The 25329-nt window shown below is 72.3% G+C and carries 25 protein-coding genes and 7 tRNA genes; 22 read left to right on the forward strand and 10 right to left on the reverse strand.

The window, feature by feature from the left end:
- Window positions 1-52 precede the first annotated feature (52 nt).
- The 9 genes from ACZ4S3_RS16720 (at window position 53) to ACZ4S3_RS16760 (ending at window position 12635) form a co-directional block, all read left to right on the forward strand.
- Window positions 53-700, forward strand: coding sequence for an HAD-IA family hydrolase (locus ACZ4S3_RS16720; protein ID WP_467933687.1), 648 nt, complete (start codon window positions 53-55; stop codon window positions 698-700).
- Window positions 701-1092: 392 nt separating this feature from the next.
- On the forward strand, window positions 1093-2157 hold the full coding sequence (locus ACZ4S3_RS16725; protein ID WP_467933692.1) for a methionine ABC transporter ATP-binding protein: 1065 nt from the start codon (window positions 1093-1095) through the stop codon (window positions 2155-2157).
- Window positions 2154-2897, forward strand: a complete 744-nt coding sequence (locus ACZ4S3_RS16730) for a methionine ABC transporter permease (RefSeq protein WP_467933694.1) — start codon at window positions 2154-2156, stop codon at window positions 2895-2897. The genes ACZ4S3_RS16725 and ACZ4S3_RS16730 overlap by 4 nt, the downstream gene beginning before the upstream one ends.
- An 88-nt stretch (window positions 2898-2985) precedes the next feature.
- Window positions 2986-3867 (forward strand): MetQ/NlpA family ABC transporter substrate-binding protein, encoded by an 882-nt coding sequence (locus tag ACZ4S3_RS16735; protein ID WP_467933697.1) that lies wholly within the window; start codon window positions 2986-2988, stop codon window positions 3865-3867.
- Between the two features lie 222 nt (window positions 3868-4089).
- Complete coding sequence (locus ACZ4S3_RS16740) at window positions 4090-4725, forward strand: GNAT family N-acetyltransferase (protein ID WP_467933701.1); 636 nt, start codon at window positions 4090-4092, stop codon at window positions 4723-4725.
- Window positions 4726-4885: 160 nt separating this feature from the next.
- Window positions 4886-6106, forward strand: a complete 1221-nt coding sequence (gene cbiE, locus ACZ4S3_RS16745; RefSeq protein WP_467933705.1) for a precorrin-6y C5,15-methyltransferase (decarboxylating) subunit CbiE — start codon at window positions 4886-4888, stop codon at window positions 6104-6106.
- Window positions 6107-6343: 237 nt separating this feature from the next.
- On the forward strand, window positions 6344-10351 hold the full coding sequence (gene cobT / locus ACZ4S3_RS16750) for a nicotinate-nucleotide--dimethylbenzimidazole phosphoribosyltransferase (RefSeq protein ID WP_467933709.1): 4008 nt from the start codon (window positions 6344-6346) through the stop codon (window positions 10349-10351).
- Window positions 10352-10518: 167 nt separating this feature from the next.
- Window positions 10519-11766, forward strand: coding sequence for a uroporphyrinogen-III C-methyltransferase (gene cobA, locus ACZ4S3_RS16755; RefSeq protein WP_467933714.1), 1248 nt, complete (start codon window positions 10519-10521; stop codon window positions 11764-11766).
- Between the two features lie 53 nt (window positions 11767-11819).
- Window positions 11820-12635, forward strand: coding sequence for a TrmH family RNA methyltransferase (locus ACZ4S3_RS16760; RefSeq protein ID WP_467933716.1), 816 nt, complete (start codon window positions 11820-11822; stop codon window positions 12633-12635).
- Between the two features lie 251 nt (window positions 12636-12886).
- Here ACZ4S3_RS16760 and ACZ4S3_RS16765 read toward each other — a convergent pair whose 3' ends face one another.
- Window positions 12887-14203 (reverse strand): serine/threonine-protein kinase, encoded by a 1317-nt coding sequence (locus tag ACZ4S3_RS16765; RefSeq protein ID WP_467933721.1) that lies wholly within the window; start codon window positions 14201-14203, stop codon window positions 12887-12889.
- A 230-nt stretch (window positions 14204-14433) separates the two neighbouring features.
- On the opposite strand from ACZ4S3_RS16765, the gene ACZ4S3_RS16770 reads away from it, so the two are divergent.
- From ACZ4S3_RS16770 to ACZ4S3_RS16785, 4 genes are all read left to right on the forward strand, one after another.
- Complete coding sequence (locus tag ACZ4S3_RS16770; RefSeq protein ID WP_467933725.1) at window positions 14434-14691, forward strand: hypothetical protein; 258 nt, start codon at window positions 14434-14436, stop codon at window positions 14689-14691.
- Between the two features lie 188 nt (window positions 14692-14879).
- Complete coding sequence (locus ACZ4S3_RS16775) at window positions 14880-15089, forward strand: hypothetical protein (protein WP_467933729.1); 210 nt, start codon at window positions 14880-14882, stop codon at window positions 15087-15089.
- Window positions 15090-15341: 252 nt separating this feature from the next.
- Window positions 15342-16331, forward strand: coding sequence for a phosphotransferase (locus ACZ4S3_RS16780; RefSeq protein ID WP_467933733.1), 990 nt, complete (start codon window positions 15342-15344; stop codon window positions 16329-16331).
- A 73-nt stretch (window positions 16332-16404) separates the two neighbouring features.
- Complete coding sequence (locus ACZ4S3_RS16785) at window positions 16405-16683, forward strand: TFIIB-type zinc ribbon-containing protein (RefSeq protein ID WP_467933736.1); 279 nt, start codon at window positions 16405-16407, stop codon at window positions 16681-16683.
- Between the two features lie 72 nt (window positions 16684-16755).
- Here the strand turns inward: ACZ4S3_RS16785 and ACZ4S3_RS16790 are convergent.
- The 5 genes from ACZ4S3_RS16790 to ACZ4S3_RS16810 all read right to left on the reverse strand — a co-directional run bounded on the left by ACZ4S3_RS16790 (window position 16756) and on the right by ACZ4S3_RS16810 (window position 17213).
- Window positions 16756-16827, reverse strand: a tRNA-Val gene (locus tag ACZ4S3_RS16790).
- 35 nt (window positions 16828-16862) lie between these two features.
- Window positions 16863-16934, reverse strand: a tRNA-Val gene (locus ACZ4S3_RS16795).
- 24 nt (window positions 16935-16958) lie between these two features.
- A tRNA-Val gene (locus tag ACZ4S3_RS16800) sits at window positions 16959-17030 on the reverse strand.
- Window position 17031: 1 nt separating this feature from the next.
- Window positions 17032-17105: transfer RNA gene (locus ACZ4S3_RS16805), tRNA-Cys, on the reverse strand.
- Between the two features lie 35 nt (window positions 17106-17140).
- A tRNA-Gly gene (locus ACZ4S3_RS16810) sits at window positions 17141-17213 on the reverse strand.
- Window positions 17214-17390: 177 nt separating this feature from the next.
- Between ACZ4S3_RS16810 and ACZ4S3_RS16815 the strand changes: the two genes are divergently transcribed.
- From ACZ4S3_RS16815 to ACZ4S3_RS16825, 3 genes are read left to right on the forward strand one after another with little or no spacing between them, the layout of a single operon-like run.
- Complete coding sequence (locus ACZ4S3_RS16815; protein ID WP_467933739.1) at window positions 17391-18461, forward strand: chorismate-binding protein; 1071 nt, start codon at window positions 17391-17393, stop codon at window positions 18459-18461.
- Window positions 18458-19282, forward strand: a complete 825-nt coding sequence (locus ACZ4S3_RS16820) for an aminotransferase class IV (protein WP_467933743.1) — start codon at window positions 18458-18460, stop codon at window positions 19280-19282. Before ACZ4S3_RS16815 ends, ACZ4S3_RS16820 begins: the two co-directional genes overlap by 4 nt.
- Window positions 19283-19326: 44 nt before the next feature.
- Entirely contained in the window at window positions 19327-20157 is an 831-nt protein-coding gene (locus ACZ4S3_RS16825) for a GNAT family N-acetyltransferase (RefSeq protein ID WP_467933747.1), read from the forward strand.
- A 46-nt stretch (window positions 20158-20203) separates the two neighbouring features.
- Here the strand turns inward: ACZ4S3_RS16825 and ACZ4S3_RS16830 are convergent, their stop codons facing one another.
- Window positions 20204-20734 carry a DsbA family protein gene (locus ACZ4S3_RS16830; RefSeq protein ID WP_467933752.1) on the reverse strand — a complete coding sequence of 177 codons (531 nt, stop codon included), beginning with the start codon at window positions 20732-20734 and terminating at the stop codon, window positions 20204-20206.
- A 190-nt stretch (window positions 20735-20924) separates the two neighbouring features.
- On the opposite strand from ACZ4S3_RS16830, the gene ACZ4S3_RS16835 reads away from it, so the two are divergent.
- Both ACZ4S3_RS16835 and ACZ4S3_RS16840 read left to right on the forward strand, forming a co-directional pair.
- Entirely contained in the window at window positions 20925-21383 is a 459-nt protein-coding gene (locus tag ACZ4S3_RS16835) for a hypothetical protein (protein ID WP_467933757.1), read from the forward strand.
- Between the two features lie 68 nt (window positions 21384-21451).
- Window positions 21452-21607, forward strand: coding sequence for a hypothetical protein (locus ACZ4S3_RS16840; RefSeq protein WP_362712668.1), 156 nt, complete (start codon window positions 21452-21454; stop codon window positions 21605-21607).
- Window positions 21608-21652: 45 nt separating this feature from the next.
- On the opposite strand, the gene ACZ4S3_RS16845 is transcribed toward ACZ4S3_RS16840, so the two are convergent.
- Together ACZ4S3_RS16845 and ACZ4S3_RS16850 are read right to left on the reverse strand one after the other, a co-directional pair.
- Complete coding sequence (locus ACZ4S3_RS16845) at window positions 21653-22219, reverse strand: CGNR zinc finger domain-containing protein (protein ID WP_467933763.1); 567 nt, start codon at window positions 22217-22219, stop codon at window positions 21653-21655.
- Between the two features lie 228 nt (window positions 22220-22447).
- A complete protein-coding gene (locus ACZ4S3_RS16850; protein WP_003959770.1) occupies window positions 22448-22861 on the reverse strand; it encodes an SsgA family sporulation/cell division regulator in 414 nt (137 codons plus the stop codon).
- A gap of 190 nt (window positions 22862-23051) precedes the next feature.
- Here ACZ4S3_RS16850 and ACZ4S3_RS16855 point away from each other — a divergent pair, with 190 nt between their 5' ends.
- The 4 genes from ACZ4S3_RS16855 to ACZ4S3_RS16870 all read left to right on the forward strand — a co-directional run bounded on the left by ACZ4S3_RS16855 (window position 23052) and on the right by ACZ4S3_RS16870 (window position 24329).
- Window positions 23052-23483, forward strand: coding sequence for a TIGR02611 family protein (locus tag ACZ4S3_RS16855; protein WP_467933768.1), 432 nt, complete (start codon window positions 23052-23054; stop codon window positions 23481-23483).
- Window positions 23484-23553: 70 nt separating this feature from the next.
- A tRNA-Val gene (locus ACZ4S3_RS16860) sits at window positions 23554-23625 on the forward strand.
- Window positions 23626-23712: 87 nt separating this feature from the next.
- Entirely contained in the window at window positions 23713-24174 is a 462-nt protein-coding gene (locus ACZ4S3_RS16865) for an SRPBCC family protein (RefSeq protein ID WP_467933772.1), read from the forward strand.
- 83 nt (window positions 24175-24257) lie between these two features.
- Window positions 24258-24329: transfer RNA gene (locus ACZ4S3_RS16870), tRNA-Val, on the forward strand.
- 137 nt (window positions 24330-24466) lie between these two features.
- Here the strand turns inward: ACZ4S3_RS16870 and ACZ4S3_RS16875 are convergent.
- A complete protein-coding gene (locus ACZ4S3_RS16875; RefSeq protein WP_467934233.1) occupies window positions 24467-25192 on the reverse strand; it encodes an exonuclease domain-containing protein in 726 nt (241 codons plus the stop codon).
- Window positions 25193-25329 lie beyond the last annotated feature (137 nt).

Here is a 25329-nt window from a genome sequence, read left to right on the forward strand (position 1 = left end):
GGCCCCCGGGCGGCTGCGTCCGGGCCCGCCGCGGCACGTACGCTCGTGACACATGAAGATCTCCGCTGACGCGCTCCTTTTCGACAATGACGGCACGCTTGTTTCCTCGCTGGAATCCGTTCAGAGATGCTGGACACGCTGGGCGCAGGAGTACGGCATCACCGCCGAGGACTTCGCGCGGGTCGAGCTGCACGGCCGGCCGGCGGCGGAGATCGTCGCCGATCTGTTGCCGGCGGACCAGGTGCCCGGGGCGCTGGCCCGGATCGAGCAGCTGGAGGTCGAGGACGTCCAGGGCGGGGTCGTCCCGCTGCCGGGCACGCTCGCGCTGCTGGCGAGCCTGCCTCCCGAGAAGTGGGCCGTGGTCACCTCCGCCACCCGGCGGCTGGCCGAGGCCCGCCTGGGGGAGGCCGGAATCCGGCCCAAGAACCTGATAGCCGCCGACGACATCAGCCGCGGCAAGCCCGACCCCGAGCCGTTTCTGCTGGCCGCCGCGCGGCTCGGCGCGGCCCCGGCCCGCTGTGTCGTCTTCGAGGACGCGCCGGCCGGGCTGACGGCGGGCCGCGCGGCCGGGATGACGACCGTGGCGTTGACCACAACCCACCGCCCCGAGGAACTGACCGCGGACATCGTGGTCGCCGACCTGTCGGCGCTATCCGTGCAGGCCACGGCAGGAACGCTGGAGATCACCATCGGCGAATAAGGCCCTGTCCACGGACTGATCACGCCTGTCCGCTATCCGGACAGGCTTGATCCGTCCGTACCGGTCTCTGGTTTACTTGCCGCCATGACCACGACGAGCTACCGCACCCCTGCGACCGAGGCGATCACGACGCCCGGTGCTCGTTGCATGTGTCGAATGTGTGACCGCTGAGGGCCCCCGCCTGAGCCTCGCGCCCCGAAGCGAGACCCTCCCCGCTCAGTTGGAGCAGGGACCCCACCGCGCCGTACGTCATCGACGACGCACCGGCCGCCCCGCGTCACCGGAACCCGAAGCCGGGCCCTACGCCCCCGGGTTCCTCTCTGCCGCACTCGCAAGAATGCCCCGTACCCGGTGGGCGAGCCGCCGGGCACTCGACAGTGACGGAATTCCCTGTGATCACCACAACGGGCCTGACCAAGGTCTACCGCTCAGGAGACCGCGAAGTCACCGCCCTGGACGGCGTCGATCTCCACGTCCGCGAGGGCGAGGTGTACGGCGTCATCGGCCAGAGCGGCGCCGGTAAATCCACCCTGATCCGCTGCCTCAACCTCCTGGAGCGCCCCACCTCCGGCACGGTCACCGTCGCCGGCCAGGACCTCACCGCGCTCGCCGGGCGCGGCCGGCGCGCCAACGCCGAGCTGCGGGCCGCCCGCAGCCACATCGGCATGGTCTTCCAGCACTTCAACCTGCTGTCCTCGCGCACCGTCCAGGACAACGTCGAGCTGCCCCTGGAGATCCTCAAGACCGACCGCCGCGAGCGCTCGCGCAAGGCCCTGGAGCTGCTGGACCTGGTCGGCCTCGCCGACAAGGCCCAGGCCTACCCCGCCCAGCTCTCCGGCGGCCAGAAGCAGCGCGTCGGCATCGCCCGCGCGCTGGCCGGCGACCCCAAGGTGCTGCTCTCCGACGAGGCCACCAGCGCCCTGGACCCGGAGACCACCCGCTCCATCCTCCAGCTGCTGCGCGACCTCAACCGCCAGCTGGGCCTGACCATCGTGCTCATCACGCACGAGATGGACGTCGTCAAGACGATCTGCGACTCCGCCGCGCTGATGAAGAACGGCCGCGTCGTCGAGCAGGGCACCGTCGCCGAACTGCTCGCCACCCCCGGCTCCGAGCTGGCCCGCGAGCTGTTCCCGGTCGGCGGCGAGCCCTCGGGTGAGGACCACACCGTCGTCGACATCACCTTCCACGGTTCGGCCGCCACCCGCCCGGTGATCTCCGAGCTGGCCCGTACGTACAACGTCGACATCTCCATCCTCGGCGCCGCCATGGACACCGTCGGCGGCAAGCAGATCGGCCGGATGCGCATCGAGCTGCCCGGCCGCTTCGAGGAGAACGTCGTGCCCATCGGCTTCCTGCGCGAGCAGGGCCTCCAGGTGGACGTCGCCGACGTCGCCGCCCCCGACGCGGCGATCCCGGCGCCCGCCGCCCCGCTCCAGAAGGAAGGTGCCAAGTGAGCTGGAACGAGATGCAGCCGCTGCTCTACGACAACACGCTCGACACCCTCTTCATGGTGTGGTGGTCGACGTTCTACGCGGTGCTCTTCGGCATACCCGCCGGCGTACTGCTGCATCTGACCGAGCGCGGCGCCCTGCTGCAGAACGCCGTCGTGAACAAGGTTCTCGGCGCGATCGTGAACATCGGACGGTCCTTCCCGTTCCTGATCCTGATCGTCGTGCTGATCCCCTTCACCCGGCTCATCGTCGGCGTCTCCATCGGCCCGACCGGCGCGGTGGTCCCCCTCGCCATCGCCGCGATCCCGTTCTTCGCCCGGCTGGTGGAGGCCGCGCTGCGTGAGGTCGACCACGGCCTGGTGGAGGCCGCCCAGGCCATGGGCGGCGGCACCTGGACCATCGTCTTCAAGGTGCTGCTGCCGCAGGCGCTGCCCGCCCTGATCGCGGCCGTCACCACCACCGTCATCACCCTGATCGGCTACTCGGCGATCGCCGGCGCGGTCGGCGGCGGCGGCCTGGGCAACCTCGCCTACACCTACGGCTACCAGCAGTACGAGACGTCGCTGATGATCACCACCGTCGTCGAGCTGATCGTCCTGGTCACGCTCGCCCAGCTGCTCGGCGACCTGGTCGTCCGCCGGCTCGCCGGACGTGGCACCCGCGCCTCCTCCCTGCGGGTCGGCCTGCGCCGCCCGCGGACCACGGTGGACGAGGCGGCCGTCGCCACGACCGACGCCGCCTGACCAACCGGACCACTCGCCCCACCCGCACCACCCCACGAGCCCGGACCCTTTGCCGGGCGAACCACCCACGCGCCACCGGCGCGTGAACGTGAACAAGAAAGAGGCACTCTTCGTGCGCAACACCGTCAAGATCACCGCGGCCATAGCCGCCGCCTCCGCCATCGCCCTCGGCGCCGGCGCCTGCTCGGCCCCCTCCGACACCACCGCCAGCAGCGACAAGGGCGACAAGAACGCCCCGCTCGTCGTCGCCGCGAGCCCCACCCCGCACGGCACCATCCTCGACTTCGTCAAGAACAAGCTGGCGGCCAAGGCCGGGCTCAAGCTGGTCGTCAAGCCGTTCAACGACTACAAGATCCCCAACAAGGTCACCGACGACGGCCAGGTCGACGCCAACTTCTTCCAGCACAAGCCGTTCCTGGACACCTTCAACAAGGAGAACGGCACCCACATCGTGCCCGTCCAGAACGTGCTCATCGAGCCGCTCGGCGTCTACTCCAAGAAGATCCACAAGCTCTCGGACCTCAAGTCCGGCAGCACCGTCTCGGTCCCCAACGACCCCTCCAACGAGGGCCGTGCGCTCAAGCTGCTCGCCGACAACGGCGTGATCACCCTCAAGCCCGGCGTCGGCGCCGAGGCCAAGCTCACCGACGTCAAGGACGCCAAGGGCATCAAGATCACCGAGCTGGAGGCCGCCCAGACCGCGCCGCGCATCGACGACGTCGACGCCGCGATCATCAACGGCAACTTCGCCATCGGCGCACACCTCAAGCCCTCCAAGGACGCGCTGGCCCTGGAGAAGGCGAAGGACAACCCCTACGCCAACTTCCTCGCCGTCAAGAAGGGCAACGAGAACGACCCGCGGATCAAGAAGCTCGCCAAGCTCCTGAACTCCCCCGAGGTCAAGAAGTTCATCCAGGACAAGTACACGGACGGCTCCGTCATCCCCGCCTTCGGCCCCGCCAAGAGCTGACGCGCCTCCTTGTGCGCAGGTCACCGGAAGGCGGCCGTCCGCACGCAGTACGACCGGGCCCCGGATCCGCGCAGCATGCGGCCGGGGCCCAGGTGCGTGGCACATTCCCAGGCAGATGCTGCATGCTGGTGCACTCGACACGGTCCAGACGGCCGTGACCGCACGGAAGAACGGCCCGTGACCTCCCCGGGCACCACAGGCCAACGGCGTTGGAGCAGCGGCATGACATCCACCTTTCCGGACATCTCCATCAGCACGGAACGGTTGGTGCTGCGCCCCCTCGACGAGGACGACATCCCCGCCCTGACCGAGATGATGAACGACGAGCTGGTCGCCGCCTGGACCGCGCTGCCCCAGCCCTACACCGAGGCCGCCGCCCGCACCTGGGTCGCCGAATACGCGCCGGCCGAGCACACCGCGGGACGCGGCATCGACTTCGCCGTCACCGAGTTCCTCACCCAGCGCCTGGTCGGTGTCGTGCAGCTGGGCAACACCAACTGGCGGGTGCGCTCCACCGAGATCTCGTACATCGTCGCCTCGTGGGCGCGCGGCGAGGGCTACGCGTCGGAAGCGGCGCTCGCCACCGCCCAGTGGCTCTTCCAGGACCAGAAGTTCGAACGCCTGGAGCTGCGTACCGCCGCCGGCAACACCGCCTCCCAGCAGGTCGCCCAGAAGGTCGGCTGCATCAGCGAGGGAGTGCTGCGCAACGCCTGTATAGCCCGCAGCCGCACGGAAGACGGCGGCTGGACGGACATCCGCACGGATCTGATCGTATGGAGCCTGCTGCCCGAGGACCTCGACGGGCTGCCCGGCCGGATGGCCGACGCCAACGGATTCGCCTACCCCGAGTGGAACTGACCCCACCCCCGCACCCAGGCCCCCGCCTCCCGGGCCGAGGTACTCTCGGCCTGCCGCACCCCCTCGCCACCAGCGAGGACCACACCGCCGGAACACGCCACACCCCGGCACCTCTGCCGCCCGCCCGCGTACCCACAGCAGCCCCAGGAGACTGACGAGCATGGCCGACCGGGTCACGGTGATCGGATGGGACGGCTCCCCGCTGACCGCCGCCGCCCGCTCCGCCCTCGGCGCCGCGACGCTCGTGGCTGGCGCCGCCCACCACCTCGCACTGCCCGAAGTCCCGCCGAACGCCGAGCGGATCCGGCTCGGCAGCGTGACCCTGGCCGCCCGCCGCATCGCCCAGCACCGCGGCACCGCCGTCGTCCTCGCCGACGGCGACCCCGGCTTCTTCGGCGTCGTCCGCACCCTCCGCGCCCCCGAGCACGGCCTCGAGGTGGAAGTGGTGCCCGCCGTCTCCTCCGTCGCGACCGCCTTCGCACGGGCCGGTATGCCCTGGGACGACGCCCAGATCGTGGTCGCCCACAGCCGCGACCTGCGCCGCGCGGTCAATGTCTGCCGCGCCCACACCAAGGTCGCCGTCCTCACCTCACCGGGCGCCGGCCCCGCCGAACTCGCCCTGCTGCTCGGCGGCGTCCACCGCACCTTCGTCATCTGCGAAGCCCTGGGCACCGACCGGGAGCGGGTGACAGTCCTCACATCCGACAAGGTCGCCGACCACCTCTGGCGCGACCCCAACGTCGTCATCGTCATCGGCGGCTCACCCGGTGGCGCCGCCGCCCAGGGCACCGGCTGGATCGCCGCCCACGAGGTCGGCCACCCGACCGGGCCGCGCGGCTGGGGACTTCCCGACGGCGCGTACGGCGGCGCCCTGGACGAGGGCGAGTCCGTACAGCTGCGCACCGCCCAACTGGCCCGCCTCGGGCCCCGGGTGGGGGACCTGGTCTGGGACATCGGTACGGGCAGCGGCGCGGCCGCGGTGGAGGCCGCGCGGTTCGGCGCGGCCGTCATCGCCGTGGACGCCGACCCGGACGCCTGCGAGCGCACCACCGCCGTCGCCCGCCGCCACGGCGTCCAACTCCAGGTCGTCCAGGGCCGCGCGCCGCAGATCCTCGAAGACCTCCCCGAGCCCGATGTGGTCCGGGTCGGCGGCGGGGGAGCGGCCGTCGTCACCGCCTGCGCGGACCGCCGCCCCGAACGGATCGTCACCCACGCCGCCACCCGCGACGAGGCCGAGTCGCTCGGCAGGGCGCTGGCCGACGGCGGCTACGAAGTCGAGTGCGCGCTCCTGCAGTCCGTTGACCTGGACACCGTCGCCTGGGTCGAACGTGAACGTTCCGTGGTCTTTCTGCTCAGTGGGTATCGCGTTCCTCACCCATGACCTGGAAGGCAACTCGCGGAAGGTAGGCTGGCGGATCGTTGCGCCGCTGTTCCGCGTTCGGGTTAGTACGCCAATATCCGGAAAAAGCCGTGGTTTTGGCGGAAAATAAAGCTCTAGGGGGCGGACGTGCCGCGCGGCGCGCTCGCTCGTTCTAGCTATCGGGGCGTCGGCGCGTCCCGGTCGAGCGCGTCGCACGAGCGGTTGGAAGGAGCACTAGCAAATGGGCGAGGGGTACGCATGACCGACACCGGCCAGGTCCCGGGCGAGGGACAGCCGGAGAACGCAGGCGGACATCCCGGGCAGCCGCAGCCGGCGGCCGTTCCCTCCCCTGCCGACGCCGGACCGACGCAGCAGCCGACGCTGCAGCAGGGCATCGCCCCGCAGGCCGACGCGTACTCCTACCTCGAACCGGCCGACGGCGCCGTCGAGGACGACGATCTCCTGCTGATGCCGGGCGCCCAGGGCGCGTGGAGCGAGCAGCAGGCACAGCCGATGCCGCCGCAGCAGCAGCCGATGCCCCAGCAGGGAGACCCCGGCACGGAGCCGATGCCCGCGCAGGCCGGCGACCACGAGAGCGGCGGCCGGGACTCCGGCGCGGTCGACCTCAGCGCCGTGCGCATCCCGCAGCCCGCGACGCCGCAGCAGGAGCGGGCGCAGGCGGCTGCGCAGGCCGCCCCCGCGCGCCGTCCGCTGCACATGGGCCCGCCTGTCCCGGACCCGACCGGCGGCGTGGTCCGCTCCCTCGCCGACCGCGGCCCCGCGGACGTGCCGTCGCAGACCTCCGGCCGCCATGCGGGACCGGCGGTCACCGGCCCCGAGTACCTCGACGCCCCGGCGGAGGCACCCGTACCGGCCGAGGTCCCCGCGGCCACCGCGGCCTCCGTCGGTGAGCAGCCGCTGGACGCCGCGCAGCCCACCGCCGCCCAGCCGCCCGCCGGAGCGCCTCCTGTAGAGGTGCCGCAGCCCGTCGCGATGCCGGCGTACGGCACGCAGCCCTACGACGGCCAGCTCTACGCCGAGCAGTCGTACGGCGCCGCCGGCCAGGGCCCGTTGCCCGGTCCGCAGCTGGGCGAGATCCCGACGCAGATGCCGCCGTGGAACGAGGCGTCGGCCCAGGCGGCCGCGGCCCCGATCGCTCAGCCGGCCGCCCCGGCGGCCGAGCCCGCCCCGCAGGAGGCCCCGCTGCCCGCGGCACAGCCGCCGGCGCAGCCGATGCCGGAGCCGGTCGCGGAGCAGGAGGCCGTGACGGCCGAGGTGGACGCCGCAGCCGTCGCCGCTGCCGCCGCCGTCCAGGAGACGGCACCGGACGTGGTGCAGGACGTGGTGCAGGACGTCGCGGCCGAGGCGGTTCCGGCAGCTGACGGTTCCGTAGCCGACGTGCCGGCGGCCGAGGTGCCGGCACCCGGCGCAGAGACGGCCGACGCTCCGGAGGCCGGGCAGGCCGCGGCGTCTGCCGAGCAGCCGCAGGAGGTTGTGGAGCAGGCGGTGCAGGCGGATCAGGCCGAGCACGGTGGTGCGGCCGGGGTTGCGGCGGATGCCGTGGCCGCCGCACAGGAGGCGCCGGACGAGACCCCGGAGGCCGCTCAGCCGGCCGCTTCCGCCGAAGCGGAGGCCGAAACCGAGGCGGTAACCGAAGCCGCAGTCGAGGCCGCAACCGCAGTCGAAGCCGTAGCCGAAGCCGAGGCCGTAGCCGAAGCCGAGGCCGTCCCCGAAGCGGACGCCGCCGTCGGCGCGGACCAGGCGCCGCAGGCCGTGGAACAGCCCCAGCCCGCCGGACAGCCCCAGCCCGCAGAGGCACCCGGACCCGAACCCGAGGCGGCACCTGTGACCGACGCCGCCCCCCTGCCCGTCGACGCACCGCAGGGCCCCGTCGCCCTGCCCGCTGCGGAGCACGGCACGCCCTCGGAGGAGCCCGTCATAGAGCGGCCCGAGGCGCAGCCGGTGGCCGCCGAACTCCCGCAGCCCGCCGAGACCGAAGAGCCTCAGGCTGCCGAACGGGCCGCGCCCCAGGACCCCGAAGCCGCCGCCGAAGCCGCCGCCGAAGCCGCCGTCGAGACCCCCGCCGAGGCCCTGGCCGAGCAGCCGGCCATACAGCCCGGCAGCGACGAGGCGATCGCCCCGGCCCCCGACGCTGCGGCGACCGCCGAGGCCGCCGCGACCGACGCGACAGCTGAAGCGCCGCAGCCCACCGAGCCGACGGAGTCCCCCGCGCAGACCGAAGCCCCCGAGCTCACCGAGCCGGCGCCCGCCGACCCGCACCCCGTCGCCGTCCACATCCCGGCCCAGGCCGCACCCGGGGCAGTGACCGAGGCGGCAGCAGCGGACGCCGGGCCGCACGAGCCCGTGGCCGCCGAGGACCGCCCCCACCAGCAGGACGCCACCGAACTGGTCCAGCTCGGCGAGGACCACGCGGACGAGCAGCCCCAGGACGCGGACCGGCTCCGCCCCGAGGCCGCGCCCGAGGCACCCGACGGCGAAGCCGCTGCCCACGCCGACCCCGTACCGCAGACCGCGCCCGCCGCCGGATACGACGACTCCGAGCGCGCCGCCGTCCACCGCGTGATGCGCGAACGCCGCGACATCCGCAACGGCTTCCGCAGCGACCCGATCCCCAACGACGTGCTGCTGCGCGTCCTGGAGGCGGCCCACACCGCCCCCAGCGTCGGCCACTCCCAGCCCTGGGACTTCGTCGTCATCCGCTCCGACGAGACCCGCGAGCGGATGCACCAGCTCGCGACGGCGCAGCGCGACGCCTATGCCAAGTCGCTGCCCAAGGCCCGCGCGAAGCAGTTCCGCGAACTGAAGATCGAAGCGATCCTCGAGACGCCGGTGAACATCGTCGTCACCGCCGACCCGACCCGCGGCGGCCGGCACACCCTCGGCCGGCACACCCAGCCGCAGATGGCCCCGTACTCCTCCGCGCTCGCCGTCGAGAACCTCTGGCTCGCCGCCCGCGCCGAGGGCCTGGGCGTCGGCTGGGTCAGCTTCTTCGACGAGCGGGAGATGGTCCGCGAACTGGGCCTGCCCGACCACCTCGAGGTCGTCGCCTACCTGTGCGTCGGTTACGTCGACGAATTCCCCGACGAGCCCGAGCTGCTGCAGGCCGGCTGGTCCAAGCGCCGCCCGCTCTCCTGGGTCGTCCACGAGGAGACCTACGGCCGCCGCGCGCTGCCCGGCGAGAGCCCGCACGACCTCCTCCAGGAAACCCTGCAGGGCATCCGCCCGCTGGACGCCAAGGCGCTCGGCGAGGCCTGGGAGCGCCAGAAGCGGATGACCAAGCCCGCCGGGGCGCTGGGCATGCTGGAGATCATCTCCGCGCAGCTGTGCGGCCTGTCCCGCAAGTGCCCGCCGCCGATCCCGGAGCCGGCCGCCGTCGCGATCTTCGCGGGCGACCACGGCGTGCACGCCCAGGGCGTGACCCCCTGGCCTCAGGAGGTCACCGGCCAGATGGTCGCCAACTTCCTGGGCGGCGGTGCGGTCTGCAACGCCTTCGCCAACCAGGTCGGCGCCGAGGTGTGCGTCGTGGACGTCGGCGTGGCGGGCGAACTCCCCGCCACCCCGGGGCTGCTGCCGCGCAAGGTGCGGCCCGGAACCGCCGACTTCACCGCGGGCCCGGCGATGAGCCAGGAGGACGTGTTCAAGGCCATAGAGGTCGGCATCGAGACCGCCCGTGACCTCGTCGCGGCCGGCAACAAGGCGCTGCTGACGGGCGAGATGGGCATCGCCAACACCACCACCTCGGCCGCCCTGATCTCCGTCTACACCGGCGCCGACCCGGTCGAGGTCACCGGCCGCGGCACCGGAATCAACGACGAGACACACGCCCGCAAGGTCGACGTGGTCCGCCGCGCCCTGGAACTCCACCAGCCCGACCCGGCCGACCCCATCGGCGTCCTCGCCGCGGTCGGCGGCCTGGAGCACGCCGCCCTCGTGGGCCTGATCCTCGGCGGTGCCTCGCTGCGTACCCCGGTCATCCTCGACGGCGTCAGTGCCGGCGCCGCCGCCCTGGTGGCCCGCGCCATCGCCCCCGAGGCGCTGGCCGCCTGCATCGCCGGCCACCGCAGCGCGGAGCCCGGCCATGTCGCGGCCCTGACCAAGCTCGGCCTGCGCCCGCTGATCGACCTGGACCTGCGCCTGGGCGAAGGCACCGGCGCGCTGCTCGCGCTCCCGGTGGTGCAGAGCGCCGCCCGCGCCATGCACGAGGTCGCCACCTTCGACTCCGCCGGAGTGACGGAGAAGAGCTGACCGGCTGCCGTGCAGCCCCCGCATGACCCCCGGCCCGCAGCCCCATAGGCTGTGGGCCGGGGCACTACCTCTCACCAGGTGCCCCGGCCGTACCTCCTCCCAGCCGCTCCAGAGCCGCAGCGGCAGCTCGTCGCCGACGCACCACCCGCACAAGGAGCCGTATCACCATGGCTGAGCCTGTCGCCGAACACGCCGCCTACCCCGTCGGACTGCGGCTGTCCGGCCGCCGCGTGGTCGTCCTCGGAGCCGGGCAGGTCGCCCAGCGCCGGCTCCCCTCGCTGGTCGCCGCCGGTGCCGACGTCCTGCTGATCTCCCCGTCCGCCACTCCTTCCGTCGAGGCGATGGCCGATGCCGGTGAGATCCGCTGGGAGCGCCGCCGCTATCAGGACGGCGACCTCGCCGACGCCTGGTACGCGCTGATCTCCACCGACGACCCGCAGGCCAACGCCGCCGCCTCCCAGGAGGCCGAGAACCGCCGGGTGTGGTGCGTACGCTCCGACGACGCCGCGGCCGCCACCGCCTGGACCCCGGCCACCGGCCGCAGCGAGGGCGTCACCGTCGCCGTCCTCACCGGCCAGGACCCGCGCCGCTCAGCCGCCGTACGCGACGCCATCGTCGAGGGCCTGCGCGACGGCAGCCTCGCCGCCCCGCACCACCGCCGCCCGCACACCCCGGGCGTGGCCCTGGTGGGCGGCGGACCCGGCGACCCCGACCTGATCACCGTCCGCGGCCGCCGCCTGCTCGCCGAGGCGGACGTCGTCATCGCCGACCGGCTCGGCCCCCGAGACCTGCTCGCCGAGCTCCCGCCGCATGTCGAGGTCATCGACGCTGCGAAGATCCCCTACGGCCGCTTCATGGCCCAGGAAGCGATCAACAACGCCCTGATCGAGCACGCCAAGGCCGGCAAGGCCGTGGTCCGCCTCAAGGGCGGCGACCCGTTCGTCTTCGGCCGCGGCATGGAAGAGGCCCAGGCGCTCGCCGAGGCCGGCATCCCCTGCACGGTCGTCCCCGGCATCTCCAGCACCATCTCCGTCCCCGGCGCCGCCGGCATCCCCGTCACCCACCGGGGCGTCGCCCATGAATTCACCGTCGTCAGCGGCCATGTCGCCCCCGACGACGAGCGTTCGCTGGTCGACTGGCCCGCGCTCGCCAAGCTGCGCGGCACCCTCGTCGTCCTGATGGGCGTGGAGAACAGCGGAGCCATCGCCGCCAAGCTCATCGAGCACGGCCGCGCCGCCGACACCCCCGCGGCCGTCATCCAGGAAGGCACCACCGCCACCCAGCGCCGCGTCGACGCCACCCTGGCGACCCTGGGCGAAACCGTACGGGCCGAGGGCGTCCGTCCCCCCGCGGTCATCGTCGTCGGCGACGTCGTCACCGTAGGACCGTCCGCCACCCCCGCTACCCCCAGGTAACCGAGCCCCTCCCCACCCTTGGCACCTCGACACCGACAAGGCACGATCTCCCCGTGGCAGAAATCATCACCGTCGATGACCCGGACGACCCGCGGCTGCGCGACTACACCGGCCTCACCGACGTAGAGCTGCGGCGCCGGCGCGAGCCCGCCGAAGGGCTCTTCATCGCCGAGGGCGAGAAGGTCATCCGGCGCGCCAAGCACGCCGGGTACGAGATGCGCTCCATGCTGCTCTCGGCCAAGTGGGTCGACGTCATGCGCGATGTCATCGACGAGGTCCCGGCCCCGGTCTACGCCGTCACCCCGGACCTCGCCGAGCGGGTGACGGGCTATCACGTGCACCGCGGCGCGCTCGCCTCCATGCAGCGCAAACCGCTGCCCGACGCCACCGAACTGCTCCGCACCACCCGCCGCATCGTGGTCATGGAAGCCGTCAACGACCACACCAACATCGGCGCGATCTTCCGCAGTGCCGCGGCACTGGGCATGGACGCGGTACTGCTCTCCCCGGACTGCGCGGACCCGCTCTACCGCCGATCGGTGAAGGTCTCCATGGGCGCGGTGTTCTCCGTCCCGTACGCCCGTCTGGAGAGCTGGCCCCGGGACCTGGCGGCCGTACGGGAAGCGGGCTTCAAACTGCTCGCGCTGACCCCGTCCGACAAGGCCACCGCCATCGACGAGGCCGCCCCGCACACCCTGGAACGGGCGGCCCTGATGCTCGGTGCGGAGGGCGACGGCCTGACGACGGGCGCCCTGCGGGCCGCCGACGAATGGGTCCGTATCCCGATGGCGCACGGTGTGGACTCGCTGAACGTCGGAGCGGCCGCCGCGGTCGCCTTCTACGCGGTCGCCACCGGCCGTCCCGCCTAGGCGACGCCTTCGCCTGCGCACCGCCTACGCGGCGCCTTGCCCGTGCGTCGCCGAGGTGGCGTCTCGTCCATGCGCCGTCTCGGCGGCGCCGTGCCGATCACGCGGTGCGCCATGGAAATCCGGTGAGCCCCGCGGGAATACCACCCGGCCCCCGCCCCGTTGAGGCCCCGAAGGGGGCGCTCGCATCCCCTACGGGATCTGTTCGCCCACCCCCTAGGGTGCGCAACCGCCCCGAAGGTGCCTAACCGGCCTTAAGGCGCGTAACCGCTCCCGTACGGGGCGACCGGCACCGTCCGCCCCACGCTCAGCCCGCGGGCCGGGCCCTGGCAGCCCTGCGCCGCCGCGATACCGAGCGCCACCAGCAGCGTCACCACCACGAACACGATGACCCGCTGCCGCAGCAGCCGGCGGTCGGGACCGGGGCGGCGGCCGCCCGATGCCGTACGGACCGGGGTACGCGAACCGTTTCGTCCCGCGGGCCGCGCCGCCGGGACCCGGCCCGTACCGCGCCCGCCGGTCCGCGGATTCGTGCCGGAAGCCGCGGCCGAGCCGGACGACCGGGAGGTCGCCTCGCGCGGGGCCGGAGGCCGGGAGGCGTGCGGACGCGGCGTGGGCGTACCCGCCGTCCCCCGCTCGGTGCGCTGCCGCGCGTACTCCTCGGCCCGCTGCCCCGTGGGCCGCCCCGACGGGCGGTGCTCCGGATGCCCCCAACCCGCCCCGCTCTCCGCGGGATCGCCCGACAGACCGTGCGCCTCACGGGCCGCGATCTCCTTGAGCCGCAGCGACAGCGACAGCGTGCTCGGGCGGTCCGCCGGGTCCTTGGCGAGACAGGTCGCCAGCAGCGGCGCCAGCGCGTCCGGCACCCCGGCCAGGTGGGCCTCCTCGTGCACCACGCGGTAGAGCATGACCTCCGAACTGCCCTGGCCGAAGGGCGAGTCCGCGGTGCAGGCGTACGCGAGGGTGGCGCCCAGCGCGAAGATGTCGGTCGCGGGGGTCACCGCGGCGCCGCGCACCTGCTCCGGCGCCAGGAAGCCCGGCGAGCCGACGGCCGTACCGACATGCGTCAGCGTGCTGGCACCGGTCGCCCAGGCGATACCGAAGTCGATGATCCGCGGGCCCTTGGGCGACAGCAGGATGTTGGACGGCTTCAGATCGCGGTGCACCACGCCCGCGTCATGGACGGCGAGCAGCCCCTCCGACAGCGCGGCGCCGACGGAGGCGACCTGTGCGGGAGACAGCGGCCCTTCTTCATTGACCTTGTCGTGCAGTGAGGGGCCGGGGACGTACTGCGTGGCGAACCAGGGGCGGTCCGCATCCAGATCGGCCGCCACCAGCCGGGCCGTACAGCCGCCGCGGATCCGCCGGGCCGCCGACACCTCGCGGGCGAACCGCGAACGGAACTCCTGATCCTCCGCCAGATCCGGCCGGATCACCTTCAGCGCCACCCGCTGCCCGCGCTTGTCCGAGCCGAGATAGACCACGCCCATCCCGCCCGCGCCGAGCCGGCGGTGCAGCCGGAACGTCCCGACGACACGCGGGTCCTCGCGTCGGAGCCGCATCATCGCCATGTCCGTCGTCCCCTACCTGCGGTGGGGGAGGCCCCACTCCGCTGCCAACCGTCTGACGTGGCACAGCTTACGGATTGACGGCTCGCTGTGCTGAGAGGCCGCGCATGCGTCGGCAACCGGATTGTCAGTGGCGGGTGGGATCCTTCAAGAGCGGGACGGAACCGGCCGCCGTGCGGCCCGACTTCCCGTGCGAGATCTCAATGATCCGTCACAGAAGGGGGTTTGACGCGATGAAAGGTGATCGGGTCGAGATAGTCGTGGATGCCGGAGACACGACCAGGGCGTATGACGTGGTGGCGAGCAGAGCGGGACGCAGGGTGGAGACGGCGGTGCGCAGAGGAGTGGTCGAAGTGAGCGAAGTCACCCGGGGAGGATCGGTGGTGCGTACGGCCCGGTTCATGGCCAACAGGGTGGTGGCGCTCGTCGAACATCCGGTGGCGCGGGCCGAGGAATCCGAGCGCCCCCTCGGGGATGTCCCCAGGTCCTAGACCCGGACTCTCCACCCAGGGGAGTACGTCGGGCACTGTGCCGTCATCCTCCTGGAGGCCACGGAATCGGTACGACGGCATGACGTCCGGCGCCCGCGGCTTGCCTACTGTTGTCTCCAAGCGGCGGGTGCCAGCACTCGTCCCCCGAGGTCAGACGCCCGCCGCTCCCACACGACAGGAGCGGTGCGATGGCGGACACCTCAGGGCGGACGGCCCTTCGGGCACAGGGGCGCCGCGTCGCCTCGGCGCTCGGCGGCCGGCAGTCCTCCGGAACCCGCCATCCGCTGGTGGCCGTGGCCATGGTGGTGCCGCTGGCGATACTCCTGTCCGTGGTCTTCGGCGGCTGGGAAGCCGTCGTCACACAGGCGTCGTCCGTGGCCGGAATGCTGGGGCGCTGAGCGGCGCCCCGGTCCCGGGAGAGCGGCCCGGGACGGGGGACCTCCGGCCAAAACCCCGTGGGGACGGGGGTGCGGCGGACGGCACGAATGGCCGGGCATCTGGGGAGATGCCCGGCCATCGAGCTTTTCCCGGCGGCCGCCGCCCGCAGAGCCCGCGCCGCGCGTACGATCCCAGGCCGGGCCGTCCACGGTCCGGCCGCACGACGCGTACCACCGGCCCGCCCGGCACCGCTCGCAGGACTCGGGGGCATCATGACCACCACCACACCGTTGCTGCGCCGCCTCGCCACCCTGTCCGCGACGCCCGGCCCGCCCTCCCGGACCGCCCCCGAAGTGCTGGCGGACCGCCCCGACGGCACCGTCGTCCGCAGCGGCTGCACCGTTGCCAAGGCCCACGCCCCCGACTGCGACCCGCACGACCTGGCCACCCGGCTCCGTATCGCCGCGCACCCCCTCCTGCACGGCACCCTGCTGCCCCCGCTCCCCGTCACCGCCCCCGACGGCTTCCTCACCCTCGCCGACGACGGCCGCGCCCTGACCCGCTGGCCCTACGGCAGCCCCGTCCCGCCCGACGACCCGGACGCCGCCCCCTGGGAGGACGCCGCGCGCCTGCTCGCGCGACTGCACGCCGTGGACGTACGCCAACTTCCCGGCCCCCTCCCGCCGATGCGCGGCCCCGCGAAGGCCGCCCGAGCCCTGACCCGCCTGCGCACCGCGCTCGCCCCCGGCACCCACGCCGCGCCGCTCGCCTCGGCCGCCGCCGCCGTCGAACGCGCCTGGACCCTGCTCCCGCCCTGGGCCCGCGCCGCCGCGCCGCCGCCCCGTACGGACCTCCTCTGCCACGGCGACCTGCACCTCGGCCAGCTCGTCCGCCATCCGGCCACCGACGGCCGCTGGCTCCTGATAGACATCGACGACCTGGGCCTGGGCGACGGCGCCTGGGACCTGGCCCGCCCCGCCGCCTGGTTCGCCACCGGCCTGCTCGCCCCGGACATCTGGTCCCGTTTCCTGGCCGCCTACCGTGCCGCCGGCGGCCGCGCGGTACGCCCCGACGGCGATCCCTGGCCCGCCCTGGAGGTTCCCGCCCGCGCCCTGGCCGTACAGACCGCCGCACTCGCCGTCGCCAAGGCCGCCACCGCCTCCCGCCCCCTGGACGAGATCGAGACCGCGGTCATAGATGCCTGTGCCCGGATGACTTCCCTGCCGGACCAGTTGGCGCCCGCCGCGCCCGTCGTAGGGTGAACACCGCATCGCCGGGAGGCCGTTCCGGCGGTGCCGCAGTGAGCCGCAGCCAATGACAGGAGCTGAGCCGACGATGCAGTGCCCCAAGTGCCATGCGCCGATGCATACGTACAACCGCAATGGCGTCCAGATCGAGCAGTGCGCCGGCTGCCGGGGGATCTTCCTGGACTACGGCGAGCTGGAGTCGCTGAGCCGCCTCGAGTCCCAGTGGATGCAGCAGGCCCCGCCGCCGCCCGCCCCGCAGGCCTACCCCGCGGCCCCCGCCTGGGGCGCCCCGCACCAAGGTCATCACGGCCATCACGGACACCACGGCCATCACCGCAGCTTCGGCCACATGCTGTTCTCTTCCTGAACAAGGCCCCCACAAGGACCGCCGGAACAACGCCGAAGGGCCGGAGCGATCGCTCCGGCCCTTCGGCTCATGTGGACGATACTGGGATTGAACCAGTGACCTCTTCCGTGTCAGGGAAGCGCTCTCCCGCTGAGCTAATCGTCCTCGGGACCACGGCCCAGGAGCCGCGGAGTGCTGCGTGCGCGATACTGGGATTGAACCAGTGACCTCTTCCGTGTCAGGGAAGCGCTCTCCCGCTGAGCTAATCGCGCGGGTGCCCGGTGAAGCCGGGCCAGTGGACGATACTGGGATTGAACCAGTGACCTCTTCCGTGTCAGGGAAGCGCTCTCCCGCTGAGCTAATCGTCCTTGGAGGTGGAGACGGGATTTGAACCCGTGTAGACGGCTTTGCAGGCCGTTGCCTCGCCTCTCGGCCACTCCACCAGGAGTGAGGGGGTTCGGGAAGATCCCCCACATCGAGCGGACGACGAGACTCGAACTCGCGACATCCACCTTGGCAAGGTGGTGCTCTACCAACTGAGCTACGTCCGCAGGTGTCTCTCCCAGACTACGTCCGGGAGCTACTTGGCCTCCGGGGCGCTTCCGCGTCCCGGCGACGTGTTGAACTCTAGCGGATTCCGGGGCCAGTACAAAAACGCGTTTGTGCAGCGTGCTGCGCTGCACGCTCGGCCGAGGCGGCCGTCGGGCCCCCGCCATAGACTCACTGACGTGCGCGACTTCCCTCCCATGGCCCGCTTCGGCGGCCTGATAGCCACCGACCTGCGCGATGTCACCACGGATCCCGCCGCCCTGGACTCCACGGGCTGGTGGGCCGTGGTCGCCGGCTTCGAAGGGGACATGGTCTGTGCCCGCTTCGGCGACGTACGCCCCGCCACCGCCGCCGACGAGCCCGCCCCGGGCGACTGGCGCGGCCCCGCGCACGGCCACTGGCGCAGCAGCATGGACCGCGACGCCTATACCGCCGGCGTGCGGCGAGTGCGTGAACACATCGCCGCGGGCACGGTCTACCAGGTGAACCTCTGCCGGGTGCTGTCCGCGCCGCTGCCCGACCCCGCCCACAGCGATGTCGACGCGCTGTCCGCGGTGCTGGCCCGTGGCAACCCCGCCCCGTACGCGGGCACGATCCGGCTGCCCGCCCATGGCGTCGAGGTCGCCACCGCCTCGCCGGAGCTGTTTCTGCGGCGCGACGGCCGTACGGTCGAGTCAGGGCCCATCAAGGGGACCGGCAGGACGGCGGAGGACCTCTCCGAGAAGGACCGGGCGGAGAACGTGATGATCGTGGACCTGGTGCGCAACGATCTCGGCCGGGTCTGTGCCACCGGCACGGTGAGCGTCCCGGCACTGTGCGCCGTCGAACCGCACCCCGGCCTCGTCCACCTCGTCTCCACGGTCCGCGGCGAACTGGCCGAGGCGCACGAGCGGACGGCCTGGGCGGATCTGCTGGACGCCACATTCCCGCCCGGCTCGATCACCGGCGCCCCCAAATCCAGCGCGCTGCGGATCATCGATGAGCTGGAGACCGCGCCCCGCGGCCCGTACTGCGGCGGCATCGGCTGGGTCGACGCGGACCGCCGCACCGGCGAGCTCAATGTCGGCATCCGTACGTTCTGGATCGACCGCGTCGCGCCCGGCGGACCGGTGCTGAGGTTCGGCGCCGGGGCGGGGATCATCTGGGACTCCGACCCGGAGCGGGAGTGGGCCGAGACCGAGCTGAAGGCGAGCCGGCTGCTCGCGGTAGCGTCGGGTGTGCACGAAGTGAGTGGAGGAAAGCGACGATGAAGATCTGGCTCGACGGGACGCTGACGGACGCCGACGGCGCCCGCGTCTCGGTCTTCGACCATGGGCTGACGGTCGGCGACGGGGTCTTCGAGACCGTCAAGGCCGACCGCGGACGCGCCTTCGCCCTCACCCGCCACCTGGAGCGCCTGGCCACCTCCGCCCGCGGGCTCGGCCTGCCCGAACCCGATCTCGACGAGGTGCGGCGCGGCTGCGTGGCCGTCCTGGACGCCAACCCGATGGCGCTCGGCCGGCTGCGGATCACCTACACCGGCGGCGTCTCCCCGCTCGGCTCGGAGCGCGGCGACAAGGGCACGACGCTGGTCATCGCGGCCTCCGAGGCCCACCGCCGCCCCGACGCCACCGCCGCCGTCACCGTCCCCTGGACGCGTAACGAGCGCGGTGCGCTCAGCGGGCTGAAGACCACCTCGTACGGCGAGAACGTCGTCGCGCTCGCCCGCGCCCGTGAACTGGGCGCCTCCGAGGCGCTGTTCGCCAACAGCGTGGGCGCGCTGTGCGAGGGCACCGGCTCCAATGTCTTCGTCGTCCTGAACGGCGAACTGCACACCCCGCCGCTGCACTCCGGCTGTCTGGCCGGCATCACCCGTGCCCTGACGGCCACCTGGGCGGGAGCCAAGGAGACCGATCTGCCGCTGGACGTCCTGGAGCGGGCCGAGGAGATCTTCCTGACCTCCACGCTGCGCGACGTCCAGGCCGTGACCCGTATCGACGGCCGCCAACTGGCCGACGGGCCGGGCCCGGTGACGGCGGCGGCCATGCGGATCTTCGACGAGCAGGCGGCCGCGGACTTCGATCCCCGGTGATGCGCCTGTGGTGACCGGCCCGCGCGGCAGGGTAGGAAGTCCCCGTGACCACTACGCTGCGCCCCGCGGGAGCGGAAGAACGCCATGACGACGGGCGCCGGGCCCGTTCGTACGACGTCTGTGTCAACAGCCGCCGCGTCGGCGGGATCCGGCTGACCACCGATGCCCGCTTCGGGCCGGTCGCCGGCCGGATCGAGGCGCTGGACATCGACCGGCCGGACCGGCACCGCGGCCGCGCCACCGTCGCCGCCCTCGCCGCCGAGGAAGTGCTGCGCGGCTGGGGCTGCAAACAGATCGAGGTGACCGTCCCCTCCGACGCCGAGCCCGCCGTACGCCTGGCCGCGGCCCTGGGCTACACCGAGCGCAGCCGCAAGATGGCCAAGGCCCTGGACACCCCGCCTGAGCTCCCCGAAGGCAGCCATGAACGCCGGATGAGCGCGGCGGAGTACCCGGCCTGGCGCGAGGCGGCGCTCGCCGAGCACACCCGGGTGCAGACGGGCCTGGGCGTGCCCCGGGAGCGGGCCGAGCGGGCGTCGTACGACGGGCATGCCGCGATGCTGCCGGACGGCGCGGCGACGCCTGGCCACGCCCTGCGGATTCTTTCCCACCACGGGGTGGACGTCGGCACGCTCTGGGTCGCGGTGGAGATCCCCGGACATCCCGGCGGCTATGTCGTCGATGTGGCGGTGCACCCCGAGCACCGCGGCCGGGGCCATGGCCGCACGCTGATGCTCGTCGCCGAGCGGGTGTGCCTGGCGGCGGGCCGGCCGGTGCTGCGGCTCAATGTGTACGCGGACAACGCACCGGCGCTCGGGCTCTACGGTTCGCTGGGCTACCGGCCCACCGCGTACGAGCTGGGGAAGCGCATCCTGTAGCCCGCGGCCGGGGGGCGGTGGCTCAGGCCTGTTCGGCCCCGGTAACTCAGGCCTGCTCGGCCAGCAGCCGGTCGGCGATCTCCTCGATCCGGGCGCGCAGCCCCTCCTGGCTCTTGCCGCCGTCCAGCCGCTCGCCGCCGATCACATACGTCGGGGTGCCGGTCACGCCGATCGCCTTGCCCTCCGCCTGGTCCGCGTCGACGATCAGCAGATGCCGCCCGTCGATCAGCGCGGTGTCCATCTCCTCGGCGTCCAGCCCCAGCTCCCCGGCCACCCTCAGCAGCAGCTTCTCGCCGCCCTTGGCCAGCTCGTCGGTGCGTCCCAGTACGGCCTCGATGTAGGGCCAGCCCCGGCCCTGTTCGGTGGCCTCCTCGGCGGCCTGGGCCGCGACGTACGCGTGCTTGTGCTTCTCCAGGGGGAAGTGACGCAGCTGGATGTCCAGGCGGTCGCCGTAGTGCTCGCGCAGCGCCCGCAGATCGTCCAGGGCGGCATGGCAGTCCGGACACTGCAGCTCGCACCACACGTCGAGGACGGGGCGCGGGGGACGGGCGGGGCCGGAGGCGGTGGCGTCGTTCATGGGGCCAGTCTCCCAGCCCGTACACCGGAGCCCGAACCGGCACCTTCGGAGGACGCTGACCCCGAGATGTCCCTGAGGCCGGACCGGAACATGTCCGTTCGCGGGCCGGACAGGGCAGGATGGAGGGGAGCACATCGAGCACTGCGCGGAACGCCCTGCGCGCTCGACCATCCACCGGCAGGAGGACCGGATGCTGACCTCGACCGTCTGTGCCGCGGTGTCGGCGGCGGGCCTGGGCATCGCCGCGCTGACGGCTTACCGCAAGCGGTTCCTGGCCGCGACCCGCATCGCGGCGTTTTCCCTGATCCCCATCGGCCTGGTGATGACGGGCGTCATCGACTGGGTCACCAACATCGTCTTCAAGCCCACGGTCTGGGCCGGGTTCGGCGTGCTCGCCATCTCGGCACTGCTGTTCATGATCAGCAGGATGGCGGAGCGCCGCAGGGGCGGCACAGGCGGCCGCAAGGAGCGCAAGGCCGCCGCGGCGGCCGGGCACGACGTGGTGGCGCCGGCGGCTTCGGCGCCCTCCCTCACCGCCGGCCGGAGCGCGGCTCAGCCGGCTGCGAAGACGAAGACCAAGGCCAAGGGCGGTGCACCGAAGGATGACTTCTCGGACATCGAAGCGATCCTGAAAAAGCACGGGATCTGATGAACTACCGCTGCTGAGGCGGATATTGGGAGCAGGAAGACGATCATCTGCGCCATGATGCGCGCGAGATGAACGATGAGTGCGCCCTGGCCCGGGAGGACGCCCCGGCCCCCGAAACGCGCGGCTGTCTTTTCGCGCTGTCCCAGCCACCGCTGATGCTCTTCCTCGGCATCATCGGCTTTCTGCTCCTTCTCGGCGCCGTACACGACCTCTACATCCTGTGAGCCGCCGGTGCCGGCCGACGCGCCGTCGGCCCGTCGCGCTGTCCCTCAGCTCGCCGCATCCCGCTGCCGGGCCCGGTACGCCGCGACATGCAGACGGTTGCCGCAGGTGCGGCTGTCGCAGTAGCGGCGGGAGCGGTTACGGGAGAGGTCGACGAAGGCATGCCGGCAGTCCGGTGCCTCGCAGTGCCGCAGCCGCTCGCGCTCCCCGGCGACGACGATGAAGGCCAGCGCCATCCCGCCGTCGGCGGCCAGGTGCTCGGCGACCGAGGCGCCCGGCGCGAAGTAGTGGACATGCCAGTTGTAGCCGTCGTGATCGGTCAGCTGCGGGGTGGTGCCGGCCGAGGCGACCAGCGCATTGAGCAGCTTGGCGGCGTCGCGGTCGTCTTCGGCCGCGAAGACCTGGGCGAGCCCTGCGCGGAGGTCTCGTACGGCCGCCAGATCGGCCTCCCCGAGGACGCCGACATCGCTGATGTTGTTGCGCAGCACGAACTCTTCGAGCGCCGCGAGACCGGTCAGGCTGTCCGGTGCTCCGGGCGCCTCGCCCTCCGGAGCGGTGTTGAGCAGATCGACGACCGCGTCGAGCGAGCACCGGGTGTCATGGGTGATCAGCACGGTTCCGCTCCCTGGCCGAGTGGGGAGCGGGCGGGCGCCGCCCCCGGTGTCGTTGCCGAATGGTCGCCGACTCTAGCGCCTGGAACAAGCCTCGGCGCCGTCTCCGCGGTGGGTCCGCGGCGACGGCGCCGAAGTGTGCCGTATGAACTTGTCGGTCCTGCGCCGTCTCCCCGAGTCGGACGGTCGCAAGTGTGAGCGGGTGGTTGCGGTGGGTGGCTGTAGTGCGTCTCAGCTCTCCGCCAGGATGTGGGAGAGCTCGGTGTCGAGATCGAAATGCCGGTGTTCCGTACCGGGTGGTACGGCGGCGTCGGTCCTCTTGAGGAAGGATTCGAGAGCCCGTGCCGGGGCTTCCAGCAGGGCTTCGCCTTCCGGGGAGCTCAGGGCGATGCAGACAACACCCTGACCGTGGCTCCGGGACGGCCATACACGGACGTCTCCGGTGCCTGTGGGCCGGTGCAGGCCCTCGGCGAGGAGGTCGCGGGCGAAAACCCACTCGACGGTCTCCTCGGCTCCGGTGTGGAAGGTGGCATGCACGGCATAGGGATCGGCCGTGTCATACCGCAGGCCCGCGGGTACAGGCAGTGAGGACTCGCTCGACACAACGAGGCGCAGGTGCAGCTCGCAGCTGACCGTGGTGTTCATAAGCGCCAGGGCCTTTCGCTCAGTGTGCGCTCGGGGATTCGCACGTCGGCGAAATCGACATGCCACCTACGGTGCCGTTGTAAACCCCTCTGACGGTTTTGGGTGGCTTCACGTACCTCTTACGGCGGATTGCGGGATCGTCCTCGGCGGTAATTCCGGCGGAGGGATCACGTCCGGTAAGTTGGGCCTTATGAATGCGGAGAGTGACGGGGGGCCGGAAAGCACCGAGGGGAGTGCCGGGCCGGCCGAGCAACCGCTCGGTTCGCGGGCGCCGCACTTCATCAAACGCTCCCGGCCGCTGCATCTGAGCTGGCAGGTCGGAGTCTTCCTGGTCGGCCTCGCGGTGGTGGTCGTCGGAGTGATCATGCTGCCGCTGCCGGGACCCGGCTGGCTGGTGATCTTTGCCGGAATGGCGATCTGGGCGACCGAATTCGTTTGGGCCCAGCTGGTGCTGCGGTGGACCAAGCGGAAGGTCACCGAGGCGGCCAAGAAGGCGCTGGACCCGAAGGTGCGGCGGCGCAACATCATTCTCACGAGCATCGGAGTGGTGATCATCGCCGCGCTGCTCGCGGTCTATGTGTGGAAGTTCGGGTTCGCGATGCCGTGGAACGTCGGGCAGTGACCGTGGCCGGCGAGCGACCGGGAAATGGTCAGGAGCCCCCGCCGACGTGCGGTAATGTTGGCGGTGCGCCGGGCGATTAGCTCAGTGGGAGAGCGCTTCGTTCACACCGAAGAGGTCACTGGTTCGAACCCAGTATCGCCCACCCCGGACGACGGCCCGGAGACACGAAGTCTCCGGGCCGTCGCGGTATTTGGGCACCCTGAGCCCCGTCGGGGCGCACACTGGGATCATGCCCGACTGGTCCAGCCGACTGCACCGCCACCGCTTTCACAGCGAATGGCTCCTCAACGCCCCGCCCGCCGTCGTCTATGCCGTGCTCGAACGCGGCGAGGCCTATCCGCGCTGGTGGCCCCAGGTGCGCGAGGTGACATCGATCGATGAACACAGCGGGCTGGCCCGGTTCCGGTCCTGGCTTCCGTACGAGCTGACGGTCGTGGCGACCGAGCGGATACGGGATCCCGGGACGGGCGTGCTGGAGATAACGCTGCGCGGGGACATGGGCGGCTGGGCGCGCTGGACGATCCGGCCGGGCCACGGCGGGACGCGGGTCGTCTTCGAGCAGGACGTCGAGGTCTGCAAGCCGCTGCTGCGGCGGCTCGCGCTGCTGGGGCGGCCGCTGTTCCGGCTCAATCACGCGCTGATGATGCGGTCCGGGCGGCGGGGGCTGGCCGCCTGGCTGGCCAGGGGGTGAGGCGGCCGGGAACAGGAATTTGATGGAAGGCCGTGGCGGGCTGTATTGTTCTGCTCGTTCGCGAGGGAAACCCGCAGACACCCGGGCGATTAGCTCAGTGGGAGAGCGCTTCGTTCACACCGAAGAGGTCACTGGTTCGAACCCAGTATCGCCCACCGGGATCAAGGACCGGGCCGCCAATTGGCGGCCCGGTCCTTTTTGTTGGAGTGCCTGTCGGGGCGCGTGGTGAGAACTCCCAGGAATGCCGTTCCGGCCGCCATTCCTGGAATGGCCGGGAATTGCTGATGCGCTATCAGGCCACGGCGGGGAGTTCCGGCCGCAGCGGCCAGTGGGGATCGACCGCCTCGGGGGTGCCGCTGCGGGCGAACCACGCCTGGAGCCCGCGGGCCTGGGCGGCGTACCAGACCGCCTGGCGGGTGTGCAGCTCGCCCGGCTGCAGTCCCTCCAGCCGCTCGGCGAAGCGGTTGCCCAGCGCCCGGACGACGTGCAGCGCGGCGAGCGCGTCGGCGGCCGCCTCGTGGGCGTCGGCCAGCTCGACCTCGTAATGGGCGCACAGATCGGTCAGGGTACGGCGGCCCTTGCGGTAGCGGTCGAGGTGCTTGTCCAGCACCCGGGGATCGAGGACGCACAGCGCATGGCCGCCCAGATAGGCCGCGAGGGAGCTGGCGCGATGGCGCTTCAACTCGCGGTCCAGGAGGGTCAGATCGAAGGGGGCGTTCATCACGACCAGCGGGCGGCCGGCCACCGACTGGGCGGCCAGGGCGCGCGCGACCTCCTCCAGCACCGGCGCCGGCCAGCGGCCGTGCAGGGCGAGATGGTCGGCGGTCAGGCCGTGCACCGCGGTCGCCGCCTCGGGTATGGCGACGCCGGGGTTGACCAGCCAGCGGGTGATACGGGGGGTGGAGCGCGGGGTCTCCTGGACCACCAGGGCCGCGGAGACGATGCGATCGTGCTCGACGTCGATCCCCGTCGTCTCGGTGTCGAAGGAAGCAAGTGGCCCGTCGTACCAGGGCGGCATCATCCCAACTCCTCGGGTTCGTGGGGCGGATGACGACGCGGGCCATCCGAGCTGGTGATACCCGAGCCGCGAGGTTCTCGAACCGGTCTTTGTTTGACAGGTACTTGACGCGGAGACAACCAGAGGGACGGGCCGCC

Source organism: Streptomyces sp. NPDC028368 (assembly GCF_055565615.1).